General features: G+C 63.4%; 19 protein-coding genes. 6 read left to right on the top strand and 13 right to left on the bottom strand.

Going from position 1 to position 18176, the window contains the following annotated elements; genetic code table 11:
- The first annotated feature begins 292 nt into the window (after nucleotides 1-292).
- The 3 genes from RA302_RS14630 to RA302_RS14620 are packed head-to-tail and all read left to right on the top strand — an operon-like array spanning nucleotide 293 to nucleotide 2220.
- Complete coding sequence (locus RA302_RS14630) at nucleotides 293-1003, top strand: TVP38/TMEM64 family protein (protein WP_003944944.1); 711 nt, start codon at nucleotides 293-295, stop codon at nucleotides 1001-1003.
- Between the two features lie 31 nt (nucleotides 1004-1034).
- Entirely contained in the window at nucleotides 1035-1631 is a 597-nt protein-coding gene (locus tag RA302_RS14625) for a hypothetical protein (RefSeq protein WP_003944858.1), read from the top strand.
- A 55-nt stretch (nucleotides 1632-1686) separates the two neighbouring features.
- On the top strand, nucleotides 1687-2220 hold the full coding sequence (locus RA302_RS14620; RefSeq protein WP_003944797.1) for a hypothetical protein: 534 nt from the start codon (nucleotides 1687-1689) through the stop codon (nucleotides 2218-2220).
- Nucleotides 2221-2263: 43 nt separating this feature from the next.
- Here the strand turns inward: RA302_RS14620 and RA302_RS14615 are convergent, their stop codons facing one another.
- The 3 genes from RA302_RS14615 to RA302_RS14605 are packed head-to-tail and all read right to left on the bottom strand — an operon-like array spanning nucleotide 2264 to nucleotide 4848.
- Nucleotides 2264-3547 (bottom strand): SPFH domain-containing protein, encoded by a 1284-nt coding sequence (locus RA302_RS14615; protein ID WP_030536387.1) that lies wholly within the window; start codon nucleotides 3545-3547, stop codon nucleotides 2264-2266.
- Entirely contained in the window at nucleotides 3547-3978 is a 432-nt protein-coding gene (locus RA302_RS14610) for an NfeD family protein (protein WP_003944877.1), read from the bottom strand. The genes RA302_RS14615 and RA302_RS14610 overlap by 1 nt, the downstream gene beginning before the upstream one ends.
- Nucleotides 3979-4020: 42 nt before the next feature.
- The gene (locus tag RA302_RS14605; protein WP_030536388.1) at nucleotides 4021-4848 is read right to left on the bottom strand and encodes a DUF3097 domain-containing protein; all 828 of its coding nucleotides are present in this window, start codon (nucleotides 4846-4848) and stop codon (nucleotides 4021-4023) included.
- A 67-nt stretch (nucleotides 4849-4915) separates the two neighbouring features.
- Between RA302_RS14605 and RA302_RS14600 the strand changes: the two genes are divergently transcribed.
- Nucleotides 4916-5707 carry a hypothetical protein gene (locus RA302_RS14600; RefSeq protein WP_030536389.1) on the top strand — a complete coding sequence of 264 codons (792 nt, stop codon included), beginning with the start codon at nucleotides 4916-4918 and terminating at the stop codon, nucleotides 5705-5707.
- Here the strand turns inward: RA302_RS14600 and RA302_RS14595 are convergent.
- Entirely contained in the window at nucleotides 5697-7490 is a 1794-nt protein-coding gene (locus RA302_RS14595) for an enoyl-CoA hydratase-related protein (protein ID WP_070162291.1), read from the bottom strand. The genes RA302_RS14600 and RA302_RS14595 overlap by 11 nt on opposite strands.
- 154 nt (nucleotides 7491-7644) lie before the next feature.
- Nucleotides 7645-8136: a hypothetical protein gene (locus tag RA302_RS14590; RefSeq protein ID WP_030536391.1), complete on the bottom strand. Its 492-nt coding sequence runs from the start codon at nucleotides 8134-8136 to the stop codon at nucleotides 7645-7647.
- Nucleotides 8137-8213: 77 nt separating this feature from the next.
- Between RA302_RS14590 and RA302_RS14585 the strand changes: the two genes are divergently transcribed.
- Nucleotides 8214-8555: a metallopeptidase family protein gene (locus tag RA302_RS14585; protein ID WP_003944783.1), complete on the top strand. Its 342-nt coding sequence runs from the start codon at nucleotides 8214-8216 to the stop codon at nucleotides 8553-8555.
- 106 nt (nucleotides 8556-8661) lie between these two features.
- Nucleotides 8662-9270 carry a transcriptional regulator gene (locus RA302_RS14580; protein ID WP_007727873.1) on the top strand — a complete coding sequence of 203 codons (609 nt, stop codon included), beginning with the start codon at nucleotides 8662-8664 and terminating at the stop codon, nucleotides 9268-9270.
- A gap of 11 nt (nucleotides 9271-9281) precedes the next feature.
- Here RA302_RS14580 and RA302_RS14575 read toward each other — a convergent pair whose 3' ends face one another.
- The 8 genes from RA302_RS14575 to RA302_RS14540 all read right to left on the bottom strand — a co-directional run bounded on the left by RA302_RS14575 (nucleotide 9282) and on the right by RA302_RS14540 (nucleotide 17975).
- The gene (locus RA302_RS14575; protein WP_030536392.1) at nucleotides 9282-10346 is read right to left on the bottom strand and encodes a ferrochelatase; all 1065 of its coding nucleotides are present in this window, start codon (nucleotides 10344-10346) and stop codon (nucleotides 9282-9284) included.
- 72 nt (nucleotides 10347-10418) lie between these two features.
- Nucleotides 10419-11216 carry an NADH-dependent enoyl-ACP reductase InhA gene (gene inhA / locus RA302_RS14570; RefSeq protein WP_003944803.1) on the bottom strand — a complete coding sequence of 266 codons (798 nt, stop codon included), beginning with the start codon at nucleotides 11214-11216 and terminating at the stop codon, nucleotides 10419-10421.
- 54 nt (nucleotides 11217-11270) lie between these two features.
- Entirely contained in the window at nucleotides 11271-12020 is a 750-nt protein-coding gene (gene fabG1, locus RA302_RS14565; protein WP_007727875.1) for a 3-oxoacyl-ACP reductase FabG1, read from the bottom strand.
- A gap of 70 nt (nucleotides 12021-12090) precedes the next feature.
- On the bottom strand, nucleotides 12091-13071 hold the full coding sequence (locus tag RA302_RS14560; protein WP_003944878.1) for a VWA domain-containing protein: 981 nt from the start codon (nucleotides 13069-13071) through the stop codon (nucleotides 12091-12093).
- Nucleotides 13068-14060, bottom strand: coding sequence for a DUF58 domain-containing protein (locus tag RA302_RS14555; protein ID WP_030536393.1), 993 nt, complete (start codon nucleotides 14058-14060; stop codon nucleotides 13068-13070). Before RA302_RS14555 ends, RA302_RS14560 begins: the two co-directional genes overlap by 4 nt.
- Complete coding sequence (locus RA302_RS14550; RefSeq protein ID WP_230587571.1) at nucleotides 14057-15157, bottom strand: MoxR family ATPase; 1101 nt, start codon at nucleotides 15155-15157, stop codon at nucleotides 14057-14059. Before RA302_RS14550 ends, RA302_RS14555 begins: the two co-directional genes overlap by 4 nt.
- Before the next feature lie 228 nt (nucleotides 15158-15385).
- On the bottom strand, nucleotides 15386-16933 hold the full coding sequence (locus RA302_RS14545) for an NlpC/P60 family protein (RefSeq protein ID WP_003944866.1): 1548 nt from the start codon (nucleotides 16931-16933) through the stop codon (nucleotides 15386-15388).
- A 451-nt stretch (nucleotides 16934-17384) separates the two neighbouring features.
- A complete protein-coding gene (locus RA302_RS14540; RefSeq protein WP_030536395.1) occupies nucleotides 17385-17975 on the bottom strand; it encodes a DUF6676 family protein in 591 nt (196 codons plus the stop codon).
- Between the last annotated feature and the right edge of the window lie 201 nt (nucleotides 17976-18176).

Below are 18176 nucleotides of genomic sequence, written 5' to 3'. Positions count from 1 at the left end.
TGTTCGTGGCCACTTTCCGACCGGCCGGGCGACGTGCGGATTCGGTCGTTCGTGCACGTGTAACCGGCCCTTACCTAGCGATTGTTCAGCATGTTTGCGGGTTACCCGCGAGTTCGTTTCACTGGCCGGGACTGCAGGTGAAGGCCACTCCGAAAGCCTAGTGGTTTTCGTCACAGCGCCGTTTCATTGTCGCCTGGAGCACGTCGCTTTCCCGCCCCCGTGGCGATGTTCGACTCACGATTGCGGGTCGGCAGTCGGCCCGGTTCACCGTTCGCAGGTAGCCTTGTGACCTGTGATGGGACGCCTGCTGGACCGAAGATTGATCGCAATAGTCCTGGTAGTGCTCGCTTTGTTCCTCGCAGCCCTCCTCGCCCCACATCCCACGGTGTCCCAGGTGCGAGAGTGGGCGGACTCGGTTGGCCCGGCGTTTCCCCTCGTGTTCTTCCTGGTTCATTCGATAGTCACCGTCGCGCCGTTCCCGCGCACCGTCTTCACGCTCAGCGCGGGGGTTCTTTTCGGCTCGGTGACCGGCATCGCTCTTACCGTGGCGGCAACGACTGTGAGCGCCGTTCTGGCCCTCTACCTGGTCCGCGCCATCGGCCGCGACGTCGTGTGGCAACGGATTTCGAGTCCGACGATCCGGCGGGTGGACGAGCGGATCGAAAAGCGGGGGTGGCTGGCCGTCGGCTCTCTGCGCTTGATCGCGTTTGTCCCCTTCTCGGTGGTGAACTACTGCTGCGGCATTTCGTCGATCCGGATCGTGCCCTACATCCTTGCCACCGTCGTCGGCATCTTGCCCGGCACTGTTGGGATTGTCGTTCTGGGCGATGCGCTCTCCGGCGAAGCCGATCCTCGTCTCCTGATTCTGTCCGGGATCTGCATTGCGATCGGCATCGCCGGTCTGGTGTTCGACGCTCGCCGTCAGCCTTCACCGGGCGAAACCATCGTTGACAACGGTCAACCCCAAGAGGTTGATTTGATTGAGTCAACCCAAAACGATTGACTATTGAAAGTCAACTATCTAGCATTGACTAATGTTTGTACTGACGGTGGATCAGCGAGGTAGCCGACGGGATGTCGACCGCGTCGGGGACATCATCGACGACATGGCCGATCGCAGGCTCCTGCGGCCGTTCGAGCGCACAGCGGGCGACGAGATTCAAGCGGTGACCGACGATCCGGCGCTACTCGTCCTCGTCGCACTCGAGCTGATTCGGCGCGAGCACTGGAGTGTCGGGATCGGGATCGGTCCCGTCGAGCAGCCTCTCCCACGGCAGACCCGGGCCGGACGCGGACCGGCATTCGAAGCTGCTCGGATCGCCGTCGAGCGAGCCAAGCGAGCTCCGGCCAGAATTGCCGTCGAACAGGCGCCGGCGGATAGCTCACGCGACGAACTCGCCGCAGATGTCGATGCCGCGTTCACCTTGCTCGGAACGATCGTCACGAGACAGACGAAGGACGGACGCGAAGCCATCGCCCTGATGGACAGCGGACTCACTCAGGTCAGCGCAGCGGCCCACCTCGGAATCACCAAACAGGCCATGTCCAAGCGACTCCTGACAGCCGGGTGGCACGCAGAACTCGCCGGGCGCAGACTCGCAGAACGACTTTTGGTCAGACTCCAGCCCTAGACTGCTCACGCTCGCACCGGTACAAACTCGTCGACACAGCAGGGGGCTCGAATACATGGTCGTTCTGGCGTTGATCGCGCTCGCCGTCGCCGCCGCGGCACCAGCAGTTGCAGCGGCACTGGGACCGCTCAGTCGTGGTCGACTCGAAGTCCCCGAATGGGCGTCGTCCGTGGTGGCTCTTCCGGCGCTGGGTGTTGCCGCACTGGCATCGACCCGAACGACCCCGGTCACCGGTTTCGCTCTCGGGGCGACGCTTGTCCTGTGCGTACTTGCCGCCGCCACGGCCGGTGCACCGTTGGTACTTGCCACCTTCAAGATCGCTCGTCGCCAACCGGACGGGAGCCCGGCACCGGACGCCGGACCTCTTCGCGGCGGACGTGTGATCGGCATCCTCGAACGGCTCGCGGTGGCGGCATCGATTCTCGCAACCTGGCCGGAAGGCATCGCGATCGTCTTGGCAGTCAAGGGGCTCGCGCGGTACCCGGAACTTCGCGAACCTCATGCGTCCGAGCAGTTCATCATGGGAACCTTCGTCAGTGTCCTCTGGGCGATCGCCGTATGCGGAACGGGACGGGCACTCATCACGTAGGTGATGAGTGCCCGTCCCGATCAACGTTCGCTACGAGAGGCGTCTACTGGCGCTGGCCACCCTCGGGCGGCTGCCCCTGGTACGGGTACTTCTGCTGGAAATCTTCACGCTCGGGCGGCAGCGGCAACTGACCCGGCCAAGGATTTTCGCCCTGCTGTGGCAACGCGGGATCTACGAATCCAGGCTGCTCGGGCGCACTCTCACGGCGGTGCCTGACCGCAGCTGCCGGGTCTTCGACCGGTGTGCGTGCAGCAACTTCAGCAGCGCGCACTGCTTCCGCGATAGCCGGATCGGATTTGGTCTCGAACCACTCCGCCACCTCGGCTGAATCGTCCTCAGGATTGGGAAGATTCTCTTCGGCGGCCGGCGGCTCGTACCGGAAAACGCCATCCTGCCCTTGCGCGCCAAGCGTTTTGGCAAATCCCTTCAGCGCGTCACCGAAGTCGCTGGGTACGAGCCACACCTTGTTCGCATCGCCTTGCGCCATCTGCGGCAACGTCTGAAGATACTGGTATGCAAGCAATTCCGGAGTCGGCTTACCGGACTTGATGGCAGCAAAAACCTTCTCGATGGCCTTGGCCTCGCCTTGAGCCTGCAAGTACTTGGCCGCGCGGTCACCTTGAGCGCGAAGGATCTGGGACTGGCGCTCACCCTCGGCGTTCAGGATCGAGGCCTGCTTGTTTCCCTCGGCAGAAAGAATCTGGCTCTGCTTGGCACCCTCGGCGGTCTTGATAGCGGATTCGCGGTGACCTTCAGCCGTCAGAATCATCGCGCGCTTCTCGCGGTCCGCCTTCATCTGCTTTTCCATCGACTCCTGGATCGAGGGCGGCGGATCGATGCTCTTGAGCTCGACGCGGGCCACTCGCAGGCCCCAGCGACCAGTCGCCTCGTCGAGGACACCACGAAGCTGACCGTTGATGGAATCACGCGAGGTAAGCGTCTCTTCGAGGGTCATTCCGCCGACGACGTTTCGCAGCGTGGTGGTTGCCAACTGCTCGACGGCAGCGATGTAGTTGCTGATCTCGTACACCGCAGCTTGCGGATTGGTGACCTGGAAGTACACCACCGTGTCGATGGACAGTGTCAGGTTGTCCTGGGTGATCACCGGCTGCGGTGGGAAGGAGACCACCCGCTCACGAAGATCCACCTTGGCGCGCACACGATCGGCGAACGGGATCAAGAACGTGAGCTGCCCGGACACCGTCTTCGAATACCTACCGAGCCGCTCGATCACCGCGGCTTCTGCCTGCGGTACCAGTGCTACCGACTTCGCGACCACCAAGATCACGAATAGCACCAACACACCGAGCACTATGAGTGCTGCCATTAAGGTCCCCTCCAGACGACTGCTGTTGCGCCGTTGATTTCCATCACCGTCACCTTGGTGCCCGGCGGGTACACCTCGGTGGTGTCGTACGGCCTGGCAGTCCACACCTCGCCGTCCAACTTGACCTGCCCGGAATGCTCGCCCACTTCTTCCAGAACCAGAGCGTGCTTACCTTCGAGTGCCTGTATTCCGGTCGGGGTCGGCGGCGGACTACCGAAGCGACGCAACATGATCGGTCGCACGCCCAGGACGAGGGCGGCGGAGAACACTCCGAACATGACGGCGTCGACCCACACCGGGAAGTCGGTGACAGCACTGACACCGGCAGTAGCGAGCGCCCCACCGGCGAGCATCAGCAGGAAGAAATCCCCCACCAGCGCTTCGGCCCCGGCGAGCACCAGTGCTCCGATCAGCCAAATAAGTGCAGCCACAACACCATCTAACCAGAATGTGTGACCCAGGCCGCCGCTACGTCAGTTCGGCTCGGTAACGAAATCGACAAGTTGTTCGACGGCACCGATCAAGGGAGCTTCCAGATCGCGGAAGCTCTCGACCGAGTTGTAGACCCGCCGCCAGCCCTCCTGAGGTGTCCCCCAGCCCAGTTCGCGGCAGATTCCCGTCTTCCAATCCTCGCCGCGTGGAATCTTCGGCCAGGAGGCGATTCCGACAGATTTGGGACGAACGGCCTCCCACACGTCGATGTACGGATGTCCGGTCACCAACACGTTCGGGCCGAGGCCCTGAGTCAGTTGGGTTTCCTTGGAACCGGTGACCAGGTGGTCGACGAGGACACCGACACGGCGGCCGGGGCCCGGCCCGAATTCGGCAAGCCGCTCCCCCAGATTGTCGAGCCCTTCGAGATGTTCGACGACAACACCTTCGACGCGAAGGTCATGGCCCCACACCCGCTCGACGAGGGCAGCATCGTGTACTCCCTCCACCCAGATCCGGCTGGGCAGTGCCGTGCGTGCACGTAAGCCTTCGACTCGGGTCGAACCCGAAGCCGACCGTGCGGGTTTGGTGGACACGGGCTTGGGGGCCGGGCGTACGAGGGTGACCGGTGAGCCGTCGATGAGGAAGGCCGCCTCGCGCATCGCGAACAACCGCGTCCGGGAACGACCGTCCTCGAGCCGCACGAAATCGCCGTCGTACGTGCGCTCGAAACCGACTACCGCACCGCAGAATCCCGTCGCCGCATCCTCGACGACAAGATCACGCTCGGCCGCCACTTCAGGCGTCACGCGCTTCTGTTTGCGGGTATGACCCGCAAAAATGTCACCGTATCCGTTGCCACCGCTCACGCCGGTTCACGCTAGGTCACAACGCCGGGGCCGCGCATGTCGCCACGCCGAACTAAACTTCACGGTCATGAGTTCTCCCAGCGCAACCCTCACCGTGTGGGCAGCGTCATGGCTCGCCGGCGACGCTGCGCCGGACGACGTCATCGACGCCCTTGCCGCGTGGGCACCGATGCACCTGATCGGCGCCGCCGATGCGGAAACCGCGGTCCGCCACGATCTCGAATGGCCGGGAGTCACGGCTTCCGGTGTGCCCACCCTGCTCAGAATCGCACGCTCGGAGGCTGCCGAGGTCCGCCTGGTCCTTCCTACGGCCGGTGATGTACGTGGTCTGCCCACCGGGACCGAGTTCGCGCGCGCTGCGATCGCAACGGGTGAAGGGTTACAGATCGGCGCCGTCGGCAAGCCGGGAGTCGGACTCGTGCCGTCGAAGGAAGGCCCGGACGTCCTGCGATGGACGGTCTTCTCCATTCCCACTGTGGCGGGCAGCGCCGAATCGATCGGACTCCGCGAAGCCGAATACGAACTGCGCCAAGCTGTTCGGGACGCAGCCGAGGTGCTCGGCGGGCTTCCGACCGTAGCCACCGGAATGCCTGGAAACGACGCTCGCACGCTGGTCGCCGAAGCCCTGCAGGCACAGGCCGGACATCGCTGGCCGTCGACACTGTCACCTCGGCATTTGCAGGTGATCGACACCGCCGACAACGTGGCAGCCATTCTCACCGTGGCTGCGTCGGTATCGACCAATCAGGCCCCGAGCGTGTCTACTGCGCAGAGGCGTGACGACCTGCTGCGACGACTGTGGGACGTTGTTCGCACTGCCCGTGTCGCGTCGGCGAACAGCGTGTCGATCAGAGCTTGAGCACGAAGTTCCGGCGTTTCTCGGCAAACCCGTTGCGGTCACCGAACATGTCGATCTTCATCTCTTCGAGCTCACGCTCCTCGTAGGGCTCCACCGGATCACGTTCCAGTCGAAGACGTTTGCACTCCAGCATCGATTCCAGCCGATCTCCTTCGAGCAAGTCGGTGGCGACCTCGCGCAACCACGCCTCGAACAGATCCGGCCGCCTGGGGCCGATCGCGTCGACAAGTCCGATGTCCAAGGCTCGACGGATGCCGATCGCACTGCACTCGGCCAGCAGACTGCGGGCCTGCTGCTCGCCGACCCGAGCCGGAAGTGTGTACGTGTGCAGTTCCGAGCCGAACAGGCCCATCGTGGCGTAATGAGGATTGAGAACCACACCGTCCCTGGCCACGACTACGTCGGCTCCAAGCGGGAGCATGACCCCGCCGGCACCGGCGTTGCCTGTGAATGCCGCCACCACAACCTGTTCCGTACAGGTGACGATCGCTTTCGCGATCTCGTTGATGGCTTTGATGTTGGCCCACGCTTCTCCGGCTTGATCCGACGCGGCCTCGATGACGTTGAGGTGGATACCGTTGCTGAATCTGTCGTAGTCACCCGTCAGGACAAGGATCTTGGTGTCCTGCGCGATCGCCCAGCGGAGCCTGGAGGTCAGTCGCGCGCATTGCTTCGTACTCATCGCACCGTTGTAGAAGCGGAACGAGAGATATCCGATTTCGCCGTCGCGGTGATAGTCGGTCTCGGGGTAACGACTCTCCCAGACCTGTGGAACGAACACGTCCGGACGTACGACCGCGGTCGACGGAAGTTTGACATTGCCGGCGCCGACGAGCCGCGCATGTCCGATCCAAACGGAGCCCGCACCGGTGGCAACACGTATTGCCTGGTGGAAGTACTCGACGATGGTGCCGGGCGCTGCATCGACGTGGGTATCGAGGTGAGCGTCGTAGACGTAGACCCGGTCGAGCCCCAACTGAACGGCGACGCCGGGAAACCCGTCGGCGGCGTTGACGGCGCGGACGATGCTCGACGCGTCTTGCTCCCAGCTGAAAACGCGATCGGCCTGTTTCATGCTGGGCCTCGATCGGGTCGAAGCCACGGGCCGCGCAACTAGGTCCGATGGGATCGCCTGGAAGTCAGGAGTCCGGAAATGTTCGACGACCTCCGTAATGCACTCCATCGCCGCGTCGGTGACTTCCTCGTTGTATACCGAGGATTTGGTTGCCCCGTTCCGGAGTTCGAACGTCCGCCAGGCCCACACCGGCCCGGCGTCGAGTTCCTCAGCGGCCTGCAATGCCGTGACACCCCAGATCGGTTCGCCATCCGTTATCGCCCAGTCCAGCGACGACGGCCCGCGATCTCCGGGCGGGCCGGGATGGATGATGATCGTTGTCCACCGCTGCCAAACAGATTCCGGGACATAGGCTTTCAAGAACGGGCAGATGACGAGGTCAAAATCTCCCGAAGAAGTCGCGGCCAGCACTGCGTCCGCGTCGGCGACGACGGCTGTACGGACTTGGTGTCCCGCCTCGCGAAGAACAAGACCGGCCCGCTGCGAGAGACCGTTGTCGGAGGTGACGAGAAGAAGCACGCTCAACGGTGGCGCGGAAGTCGTACGTGGGCGTGAGCGCCGGAACAGCGCCGCCGTCGCCGCTCGCAGACGGCCCCTGCCCGATACACCTTCACGTAGCTTCGCCGTTGCTCCATCGCTGGAAATAGCCACAGAAGTCGTGAGCGCGGCCGATTTGGGCATCGGTCGCACTTCGGGGGTCGAAACCATGAATTCCTGCTCGCATGCTCGGGTATCTGCAGCGCAGACCAGACTCCCCCCAGAGCAGGACCGACGCACCGATAGATTGATTGAGGTATTTAGGGACTTTATACCTACCGTCGGTTTGTTTCAATAGCTATTTTCAAGCAAACCGTTTGATCGATCAACCCACAGACTTGTGATTGATCGCGATATGGCGGTCGATGCGAATATGTTCATCCAGCGTCGGGTAGCGCAAACCGGTGTCCTGGCTGTACCCCTGACGGCGCAACCAATCCAGGACGTCGCCCCAGAACCAGATCCCCCCGGCAACCGAGTTGTACGGAATCGGGAAAGGCGTAGCCGCCTGCCGGACCCCTCGCACCCACTGCCCGACAGCTTGCCGCGTCACCCCCGCACGGTCGGCAATGTCCTGACGTGACACCAGATCGGGATGTGTCCGCTGGGGACGCACGCCTGCAGCCACCAACTGGTCCACCACGGTGATAGCCGTTGTCGCCGCTCGCATACCTTCCGAGGTGAGCGTCAGCAGCTGCAGCCCGCGTCGGTCCTCGACCCTTCCGCCCAAGCTCTCTTCGATCGCCTGCTCTTGCGAGACTGTCAGCATCTGAACGATGAATGTGAATTCGTAACGGTGATAGAGGTCTTCGGCCACGCAATGAACATAGCCGTAAGCTGCACTGTTTCCACATGGACACACCCGGGTCCCGCCCCCGCACGCACAATGGGCAGATGATCGACGTGGACGACAGCCAGTTCGAGGACATGGTCAAGCGGGCGCTCGACAGCCTGCCACCGAAATTGGGTGCGGAGATGGCCAATGTCGCAGTGACCGTTCAACTCGAAGGTGGACGACCGGGGCTACTCGGGCTGTATCAGGGCATCCCACTGACCAAGAGAACCACCACGTACGCCGGCGTCCTTCCCGATCGCATCACGATCTACCGCAGGGCCATCTGTGCGATCTGCAGCACCGAAGACGAGGTGATCGAGCAAGTTCGCCGAACCGTGATCCACGAAATCGGCCACCACTTCGGGATCGGAGATCCCCGGTTGCGTGAACTCGGATGGTGACAACCGACTCATCTACAAGTCGGAAATCAGCTAGAGGTTGATAATCGGCGAATTGTCATGTCAGCTGTACCAAGCCCGCAACAATTGAACACTTACAGGAGTTCGCATGGTCAATTTGATCCAGATCGCCCCGAAGAATGCCCCGACGTTCGCGATGAGCCGACAGAAGGCCGCAGAACTGCTGGGCATCTCGGTCGACAGCGTCGCGTTTCTCCTCAAGTCTCGCTATCTCCCGGATCTGGACGCCGGTCGGTTGATCAAGATGGCCAACCAGCCCTGGTTGTACTCGGACGGCGACTTTCCCGTCCTTCAGCAGGGCGCATCCGAACTTGCCCCCAAGAAGATGCTGCCCGCACGTAAGTACATCGGCGAGAGCGCAATTCACTCCGATGCCGAATGCGTGGAGGCCAACCAGGGGCAGTGGGCGGGATTCAACGTCGACCACGTTCTCGGCGCCCGCTTCCTGCCTGTGACGCTGCGCAAGTTTCCGGTGTCGGTGCTGCAGATCCACGACGTCAACGACGACGACGAAGAACGCGTCTCGTTTGTCGCGACCCTCGCCGGGCGAGTCCGCGAACTGGGCGCGCCCGAACTCAACTACATCGACCCGTCACTGAGCCCCGAGGATCGACAGATCGTCGAGACGCTCCTCACCTCGCGCAGCACGTCCACCGTTCCCGGGCCCTGCGGAAAGCTCAAGCATCCGAACACCTGAGCGCCGGACCGTCAGCGGGGACGCTGAACGGCCGCGCAGCAATTGAGCGCACACGAGAGACCGTTGGTGGTCGAGCCGAGCAGCGGCTCGACCCCCAGTCGCAGTGGCTGCTCGGCCTCGGCCAGTTCCCGAACGAGCGTGGGCACCAGCTGCGCGAAACGCTGATCGCGGCCGGGCGTTGCTGCCCGAACGAAATCCATCCCGAGTTCGGCTGCCTTGTCCTTGGCCTCGGTGTCCAGGTCCCACACCACTTCGAGGTGATCGGAGACGAAACCGACGGGGCACACGATCACGGCGCGAACATCCTTGGCGGACAACGTATCCAGGTGATCACAGATGTCGGGGTCCAGCCACGGAACCTGCGGCGGGCCTGATCGCGACTGCCACACCAGATCGAAATCCTCGGCGCCGACGGCCTCGGCAACCAACTTCGCGGCCTCGGCGACCTGTCGACTGTAGAGGTTTCCGCCCTCTGCCGGCGGCCCTGCATTGCGGTCTGCGGCACTCGGTACCGAATGCGCGGTGAACACCAGGCGCGCAGTATCGCGAGTCGCTTCGGGCAACTCTGCGCGGGCCGCGCGCACACCGTCGGCGAACGCGCCGACGACCAGCGGATGGTCGTAGTACTGGCGAAGTTTTGTCAGCGTCGGTGCGCCGTCACCGACCGCCTCACGGGCACGGGCGATGTCCTCGTGGTACTGCCGACATCCGGAGTAACCACCCCACGCCGACGTGGCGAACACGGCGGCGTTGCGGACACCGTCCTCGCGCATCTTGGCAACGGTGTCTTCGACCATCGGGTGCCAGTTGCGGTTGCCGAAGTACACGGGCAAATCCACGCCGGCTGCTGCCAGCTCACCTTCGACCCGTTCGATCAGGTCTCGGTTGAGCGCGTTGATGGGCGAAACTCCACCGAAATGCATGTAGTGCTCGACAACGGCGTCGAGCCGCTCCGGTGGCACTCCCCTACCGCGCGTGACGTTTTCGAGGAACGGCCGTACGTCTTCGGGTTTTTCGGGACCGCCGAACGACAAAACGAGAAGAGCATCGAACTGCATGTCCATACTTACGGTCATGAGTTCAATCTTGCGCGATGCCGTTCGGCGGGAGTCACCCGGGTACTCACCTGCGTAGTAGAAGGGGTGTTACTAGCCGACCATCGCGTGGAAGCCGCCGTCGACGTAGATGATCGACGCGGTCGTGCCGGGCAACCAATCCGAGAGAACGGTGCAGACCGTTTTGGCGACCGGCTCGCGATCGTCGACGTCCCAGCCGATGGGCGCAGCACCGTCCCATGCGGTGTTCAGCTTGTCCAACTCCGCGCCCGGGCCGGTGCTGTCGCCGGCAATGGCCTTGGCGGCCAGGGTCTTGATCGGGCCGGAGGACACCAGGTTCGAGCGGATGCCGCGGACGCCGACTTCTTTGGCCACGTACCGATTGACGGCCTCGAGGGTTGCCTTGGAGACACCCATCCAGTTGTAGAAGGGCATTGCGCGTGCCGGATCGAAGTCCATTCCGACGATGGACGCGTTGTCGTTGAGCACCGGCAGCAAGGCCTTGGCCAGTGCGCTGTACGAGTATGCGGACACCTCGAGTGCGACCGCCACGTCTTCCCACGGCGCGTCCATGAACGGGCTTCCCAGGCAGGAGCGGGGAGCGAAGCCGATCGAGTGGACGACGCCGTCGATACCCTCGGGAGCCAGCTCGCGCACACGCTCGGCGAGAGATGCGAGATCCTCCGAGCTCTGGACGTTGAGCGAGATTGCCGGCGGCACGGGCTGCGGCAGTCGCTGGGCGATGCGATCGATGAGGCGCAGACGATCGAATCCGGTGATCAGTACCTTCGCGCCCTGTTCCTGCGCGACCTTGGCCACGTGGAACGCGATCGACGAATCGGTGATGATGCCGGTGACAAGAATGGTCTTACCCTCGAGCAAGCCGCCCATGAGATGTCCTCCTGATTTCAGACGTACGAGAAAGGTGTGTGTACGAAAAGCGGGTCAGTGCCCCATGCCGAGTCCACCGTCGACGGGGATGACCGCACCCGAGACGTAGGCCGAATCGTCGGAGGCGAGGAAACTGACAACTGCTGCAACATCTTCCGGCTTTCCGGTCCGCTGCAACGGGATGAACTCGGTGGCCTTGTCCTTGACGTCGTCGCCCAGTGCTGCCGTCATGTCGGTCTCGATGAACCCGGGAGCGACGACGTTGGCGGTGATCGAACGTGAGCCGAGTTCCCTTGTCAGGGAACGAGCGATACCGACGATGCCTGCTTTGGACGCGGCGTAGTTGACCTGGCCGGCTTGTCCTGCCAGACCCACCACAGAGCCGAGGAAGATGAACCGTCCGAAACGCGCGCGCAGCATCGACCGGGTCGCACGCTTCGAGAGGCGGAACGTACCGGTGAGGTTCGCGTCGACGACGCTCGTGAACTGCTCTTCGCTCATTCGCATGATCAGTGTGTCGTCGGTGACGCCGGCATTGGCGACGATGACCTCGACCGGCCCCTGGTGCGCTTCGACCTCTTTGAACGCACGGTCGATCGACTCGGTGTCGGTGACGTCGCACACGACGCCGAACAACCCTTCGGGGACACCGGAACCGCGGTGCGTGACGGCTACCTTGTGGCCGTCTGCGGCGAGCCGCTGAGCGACGGCCAAGCCGATTCCGCGGTTACCGCCGGTGACGAGCACCGAGCGCGGTGTGGTGACGGTCCGTTCGGAAACCACTGTCGTGGGAGGGGTAGACATGGCGATCAACCTATCAATTCTCTGCGGGCCGCGTACCAGCGGTATTTGGACAATTCGGAACTGCTCTCGATCAGGGCAGACGCTGCCTGCGTACCAGGGCAATCGTCAGACCAGCGGTCGCGAACACGACGCCGAGAACCAACCACGGTCGACTCGCATCGCCTCGTGTCGTCTCGAAACCGATCTGCTCTTCGAGCGTGTCGTACACCTGGCGCAGTTCTTCGAGGCTCGATGCCGTGAAGAAACTTCCGCCGGAAAGGTTGGCGATCTCCTTCAATGACGCGTCGTCGACCGGGACGGGGATTCGGTCTCCTTCGATCTCGACTCGCCCGTATGTCGTTCCGAAGGAAATGGTCGAGATCGGAACGCCCTTGTCCTTGGCCTGACGGGCAGCGGTGAATCCGCCCCGCGGATCGTCCGAGTTCTCGGGAACGGTCTGCTTACCGTCGGACAGCAACACGATGCGCGCCGGTGGCGCCTGATCGCTGCCGCCGAGAACAGCCGACAGCGTGTCGATCGACTGCAACGAGGTGAAGATCGCTTCGCCCGTCGCCGTTCGCTCACTGAGCTTGAGGTTGTCGATGGCGACCTTCGTCGCGTCACGATTCGTGGTGGGCGACACCAGAACCGAAGCGGTTCCGGCAAATGCGACCAACCCGAGGTTGATGCCGGGAGTCAGACCGTCGGCGAACGACTTCGCAGCTTCCTGCGCTGCTGCCAATCGCGTCGGCTCGACGTCGGTGGCCTGCATCGACAGCGACACGTCGATCACGAGGATCACCGTGGCACGGTTTCGCGGGACCTTCTTGTCTGCCGTCGGACCGGCAAGGGCGACGGTGAAGAACACCAATGCGATGACCATCAGAATCGCCGGAATATGACGCCACCGCCCGGGCCGCGAAGGCGCGACCTTCTCCAACAGTGCGAAGTTCGTGAACCGAAGTGTGTGCTTGGCTCGCTGCTTCTGCACGAGTACGTAACCGACCACCAACGCGGCGATGACAGCGAGGAACAGCAGCCACCACGGTGCGGTGAATTGAGAAAGACTCACGAACGAACGCCCCCAGTTCCGGCGCCGGCACCATAACTGTGTCGGCGTGCCGAGATGAATCTCACGACGTCGGCGATCCAGTCCCGATCGGTGTGCAGGGACATGAGCGGTGCGCCGCAACGACGTAGAGCTTGCCTGACCTCGACGCGGTGCTCGGCGGCGACTCTGGCGAAGTCGGCGCGCAGTTGCGGCGTCGTGGTGAATTCTCTGGTCCGGCCGGACTCGGGATCGTGGAGCACCACGTCGCCCACGTCGGGCAGTTCGAGGTCTCGCGGATCGACCACTTCCACACCGAGCACGTCGTGCCGTCCTGAAATGGCGCGCAGCGAGCGTTCCCAGTCGATCGGTCCGAGGAAGTCGCTGATGACGACCGCGAGTCCGCGCCGACGCTGTGGGCGTCTGAGCGCTTCGATCGCGCCGACCAGATCACCGCGTACCCCGTCCGGCGCGTGCGGAGTCGTCGCGATCTTGCGGAGCATCGCCTGTGCGTGAATTCGCCCACCGCGGGCCGGAATTCGAGTTGTCTGTGCGCCGGTCGAGATGATGGCGCCGACGCGGTTACCGCCCGAACTGGTCAGGTGAGTGATCGCCGCGGCTGCGGCGACGACCAGGTCGCGCTTCTCGCATCCGGCGGTCCCGAAGTCGAGACTTGCGGACAAGTCGATGACGAGCCACGTCTCGAGCTCACGATCTGCGACCGTTTGACGCACGTGTGGGTGCGTCGTCCGTGCGGTGACGGACCAGTCCATCTGCCGCACGTCGTCGCCCGGCTGATACTCGCGGGCATCTCCCGGCTCCGAACCCGGACCGGGAATCAGGCCGAGATGATCGCCGTGCAGCACACCGTCGAGGCGGCGGCGAACCGTCAGCTCGAGGGTGCGCAGCGCAGCGGTGAGTTTGGGGTCGCTGAGCTCGCCGGATCGGAACGACGGCGGAGAACCGGTGGATCCGGCGGGTGTCGCCTGGCCACCGTCGCGGCCTTCGGTCACTGCGGGCGACTCATCGTCTCAGCGGTCGCGATCGGCGCGCCGTTGCCCTGCGGATTAGCTGTGCCCGGTGCGTTGAACTGCGGTGCTTGCGGTGCGCCCTGCTGGGGCGGTCCGGGAACGGTAGGAACCGGCCGCGCGGCGATCTGCGGCAGTCCGACGGTCTGCAGCACCCGGGCGATGACGGCGTCGGGAGTCACCTCGTCGGCCATGGCGTCGTAGGAAAGAACGAGACGGTGACGCAACACGTCCGGGATCACCTCGATGACGTCCTGCGGCACTACGTAGTCGCGCCCGCGGACGAGAGCGAGGGCCCGCGACGCGGCGATGATGCCGAGCGTCGCGCGGGGTGAGGCGCCGTACGCGATCCAGCCGGCGACGTCCTCGAGTCCGACCTCACGCGGCGTACGCGTGGCGGCGATGACCCGGACAACGTAATCGACGAGCGCGTGGTGAACGAAGACGTTGCTGGCGACGCGTTGGAGCCTGACCAACTCCTCCGGACCGAGGATCTGGTGCGGCTCCGGCGCTGCCACGCCCATCCGGTAGACGATTTCGCGTTCTTCCTCCACTGTCGGGTAATCGACGAGGATCTTGAACAGGAAGCGGTCGCGCTGCGCTTCGGGGAGCGGATAGACGCCCTCGTTCTCGATGGGGTTCTGCGTCGCCATCACCAGGAACGGATCGGGCATGTGGTACCGCTTGCCACCGATCGAGACGTGGCGTTCTGCCATCACCTCGAGGAGCGCGGACTGCACCTTGGCCGGGGCACGGTTGATCTCGTCGGCCAACACGAAGTTGGCGACGACGGGGCCGAGTTCGGTGTCGAACTCCTCGCGGCCCTGACGGTAGATGCGCGTGCCGATCAGGTCGGTGGGCACCAGGTCCGGGGTGAACTGGACGCGGGAGAACGAACCGCCGACGACCTTCGCGAAAGTCTCGACGGCCAGCGTCTTGGCGACACCGGGTACGCCTTCGAGGAGGACGTGCCCCTTGGCGAGAAGTCCGACGAGAATGCGCTCGACAAGCCGGTCCTGCCCGACGATGACTCGCTTGACCTCGTAAATCGCTCGTTCCAAGGTCTGAACGTCGGCTGCCAGGGAAGGTGCTGCTCCGTCCGCACTTCCACTCGCCTTGCTTACGTCGACCGTTCCGACCGAATCTTCACGTGAGGTCACCAAGAATCCATCGCTTTCACCTAGAAAAGTACCGACAGTAACGTGTTCCCCGTCAACTATTCCAGGTAGTTGCGCTCGATGCCGTAACACCACGTCGGGAACTTGATACTTCCCTGACAATGCGGGTGTCAGCGGCATTTCCTCTGACGGTCAGGACACCAGTCGGACGGCGTACGGCGTCATTCCGCCCCACCGAACCGGTGAGACCATGACACTCGAACCGGATTGTGGTGCCTCGAGCATCTGACCGTTACCGAGGTAGAGCGCCACGTGTTGGCTGGCGTTGGGGCCGTAGAAGATCATGTCGCCGCGCTTCATCTCCGAAGACGGAACCTGAGTGCCTGCGGTGTACTGATAGCCGGTGTAGTGCGGCAGCGAGATCCCGATGCCGGCAAAGGCATAAATCATCAAGCCGGAGCAGTCGAACCCGACCTTGTTGAAGTCGCCGTAACTGTCAGCGACGCCGCCGTCACGGATGCCTCGCGTCGGACCGTTCTCGTCGCCGCCGCCCCAGGCATACTGCACGCCTAGCTGAGACATTCCGCGGTCGATGACGGATTCGATTGCAGCGCTTCCGGTGACGGAAGGCTTCGGAGTGGTGGGTTTCGGCGTCGTCGGCTTCGGGGTGGTGGGCTTGGGCGTCGTGACCGTTTCCTCGTCGGTGCCGGTCTCTTCGTCCGTGCCTGTTTCCTCGTCGGTCCCTGTTTCTTCGTCAGTCCAGGTGTCGTCGTCGTCCGGGATGACGGTCGGAGTCGGGTCTTCGACCGCGGTGTGCGGACGCTGGGCTGCTGCCAATGCGGCAGCTCGATCCTTGGCTGCCTGGTCGGCAGCGGCACGGGCGGCGGCCTGAGCGGCCGCTTCCTTGGCAGCGGCTTCGAGAGCCTTCTGATGAGCTTCCTCGGCGCGGCGCTGTTCGTCCCAGGTCGCGTATGCCTGGCGTTGACCCTGCAAGCCGGCGACGGCGTTGCGGGCGGCGTCGAGCTGAGCCTGGGCAGAGTTGCGCTCGGCTTCGATCGCGGCCTTCTTGGCTACCTGCTGATCGAGAGCGTTGCGCGCGATCTGAATCGCCTGCTCCGCCAGATCCTTCAGCTGCGCGGCGACCTCGGCGGCGGCATCGGCCTGCTGCTTGGCCTGGCGGGTCGCGGAATCCTTGTTCGCCTGCTCGGTACGTGCTCGCTGGAGACCGTCGAGCACTGCACTCTGCGTATTGGCGAGAAGCTTGAGGACCTGGGCGCGGTCGAGAACGTCGCCAGGACCCTTGGCGTCGAGGAACGACGAGATCGACGCAGTATTGGTGCCCTTGACGTAGCTCGAGCGTGCGTACTTGTCGAAGTCCGTCTGAGCGACCTCGATCTGCGCCGACGCGTCCTTCAGAGCTTGTTTCGTGACTCCGACGGCCTGCGCTGCGGAGTCTGCGGCGCCGCGAGCGTTCTGCAGATCCACGAGAGTCTTGTTGACGTCTTCACGCTTGATCGCAACTTCGTTGTCGAGTGCCGACAACTGTTCGTTTGCCGATGCGACTTGATTGATGAGCGCGCTGACGGTGCCGACGCTCGACGAGACCTGCGAATCTGCCGCGGCGATATCCGAGTCACTCGGATTCGGCGGCGGTGGCGGTACGGCCGAGGACATGGCCGGCGTCCCGACGATCAGGGATCCGACGACGCCGAATCCGATGACCAGTTGCGCCAGGCGCATCGATTTACGGGAAGGACCACGACGGGACTCGCCGCCACGTGTTACTTGCCTCACAAATAACTCTCCCTCGCGTGTAACGCCACGGCCCGCTGGGTCGCCGATCCGTGCGGGGAGGGAATGCGCAGACCAAGCACCGGTCGCCCACAGCCCGAGAGCTGCTCGTCGACCTGGACGTGCCGTACGAACGCCACCGTCGACACCCCGAGAACGAGGCAACCGACAAGTACGCGTCGAACAACATCAGCCTGTCTGCGACACTTCTTCCCCAAAAAGTGCCAGTTGTACCGTACGACACTCAAGCGCTCTTTGGAAACTTTAGCCACAAATAACACAAACGGTATTTGAGCTGGTCGAATGGCATGCAGGCACCAAAAAGGGCAGGTACTCACCGCAAACAGCGGTGAGTACCTGTTTTCGACGAGTTACTGAAAATCTCGCAAGAGGACCAAGGTCAGACGGAATCGGCCCGGTGGTCGGATGGTACTGGTGTTTCCGAAGGCGAAGCGATATGTCTGGTTTGCGCGTTTTCTGGCTCTCGCCGCCACTTGACGGCAAAGGTAATTCCGGCAATAACCGCCACCACTGCGATGACAAGGACCGTGTAAAGCGTCCACGGCGGACCTGGCGCCACGATCTCGTGCGAGAAGCGGTCCGCGGTCACGCTTGCGCTTTCGCCGAAAGATCGGTCCTGTGCAGTTTCGAGCTGCACTCGACTGATCGAATCGCTGTAGCTACCCATCCAGTCAGGGCTCAGAACGAGAACCGTTCCGCCTTCTGTTTTGCCGACCGTCGTGGCCAGGTCTCGAAGATCGGACGGCCGGCCCGGATTTGCGTCGACTACTACGACGCTCAAGTCGACACCACGTTCACGAGCGTCGGTCACCACCGCGGTCAGCCCCGCAACATCATCCGCGGGGGCGGAGACGCCGTCCGTCGAAATGTCCGCGAGCACGTCGTCGAGATCGACGTCCGACGGAACAGCGACGTGCAACGGGGACTTCACGTGCACAGGCGCAAAAGCGTGATTTGTAGGAGCAGACATCTCTCATCCGGGTGCTGTTCGGATTCCGTCCACCGCTGAGATGCGGGGAGTTCTTCCGAGGTCGTTTTTCGGCGGCCGACCCGCGACGGGCCTGCATGCACCCTACTTCAGGTCGACTGCCACCAGGCGTCACACACAACCGCCGCGCGTGCCGCCCGAGCGGTAGCTGTGGGTGCGGTCACCCAGCCAAGCCTGCGTTGC

Origin of the sequence: Rhodococcus sp. DN22 (genome assembly GCF_036669995.1) — a bacterium.
In the GTDB taxonomy this organism is placed as follows: domain Bacteria; phylum Actinomycetota; class Actinomycetes; order Mycobacteriales; family Mycobacteriaceae; genus Rhodococcus_F; species Rhodococcus_F erythropolis.
The sequence above is the reverse complement of the archived record's forward strand: the minus strand, read 5'-3'. Positions and strand labels throughout refer to the sequence as shown.

Excerpts from the sequence above, each read along its gene's own strand:
- RA302_RS14625 (WP_003944858.1), top strand. The coding sequence starts at position 1,035 with ATGTTTGTACTGACGGTGGATCAGCGAGGTAGCCGACGGGATGTCGAC.
- RA302_RS14620 (WP_003944797.1), top strand. The coding sequence starts at position 1,687 with ATGGTCGTTCTGGCGTTGATCGCGCTCGCCGTCGCCGCCGCGGCACCA.
- RA302_RS14615 (WP_030536387.1), bottom strand. The coding sequence starts at position 3,547 with ATGGCAGCACTCATAGTGCTCGGTGTGTTGGTGCTATTCGTGATCTTG.
- RA302_RS14600 (WP_030536389.1), top strand. The coding sequence starts at position 4,916 with ATGAGTTCTCCCAGCGCAACCCTCACCGTGTGGGCAGCGTCATGGCTC.
- RA302_RS14595 (WP_070162291.1), bottom strand. The coding sequence starts at position 7,490 with ATGGTTTCGACCCCCGAAGTGCGACCGATGCCCAAATCGGCCGCGCTC.
- RA302_RS14585 (WP_003944783.1), top strand. The coding sequence starts at position 8,214 with ATGATCGACGTGGACGACAGCCAGTTCGAGGACATGGTCAAGCGGGCG.
- RA302_RS14580 (WP_007727873.1), top strand. The coding sequence starts at position 8,662 with ATGGTCAATTTGATCCAGATCGCCCCGAAGAATGCCCCGACGTTCGCG.
- RA302_RS14575 (WP_030536392.1), bottom strand. The coding sequence starts at position 10,346 with ATGACCGTAAGTATGGACATGCAGTTCGATGCTCTTCTCGTTTTGTCG.
- inhA (WP_003944803.1), bottom strand. The coding sequence starts at position 11,216 with ATGGGCGGCTTGCTCGAGGGTAAGACCATTCTTGTCACCGGCATCATC.
- fabG1 (WP_007727875.1), bottom strand. The coding sequence starts at position 12,020 with ATGTCTACCCCTCCCACGACAGTGGTTTCCGAACGGACCGTCACCACA.
- RA302_RS14545 (WP_003944866.1), bottom strand. The coding sequence starts at position 16,933 with ATGCGCCTGGCGCAACTGGTCATCGGATTCGGCGTCGTCGGATCCCTG.
- RA302_RS14540 (WP_030536395.1), bottom strand. The coding sequence starts at position 17,975 with ATGTCTGCTCCTACAAATCACGCTTTTGCGCCTGTGCACGTGAAGTCC.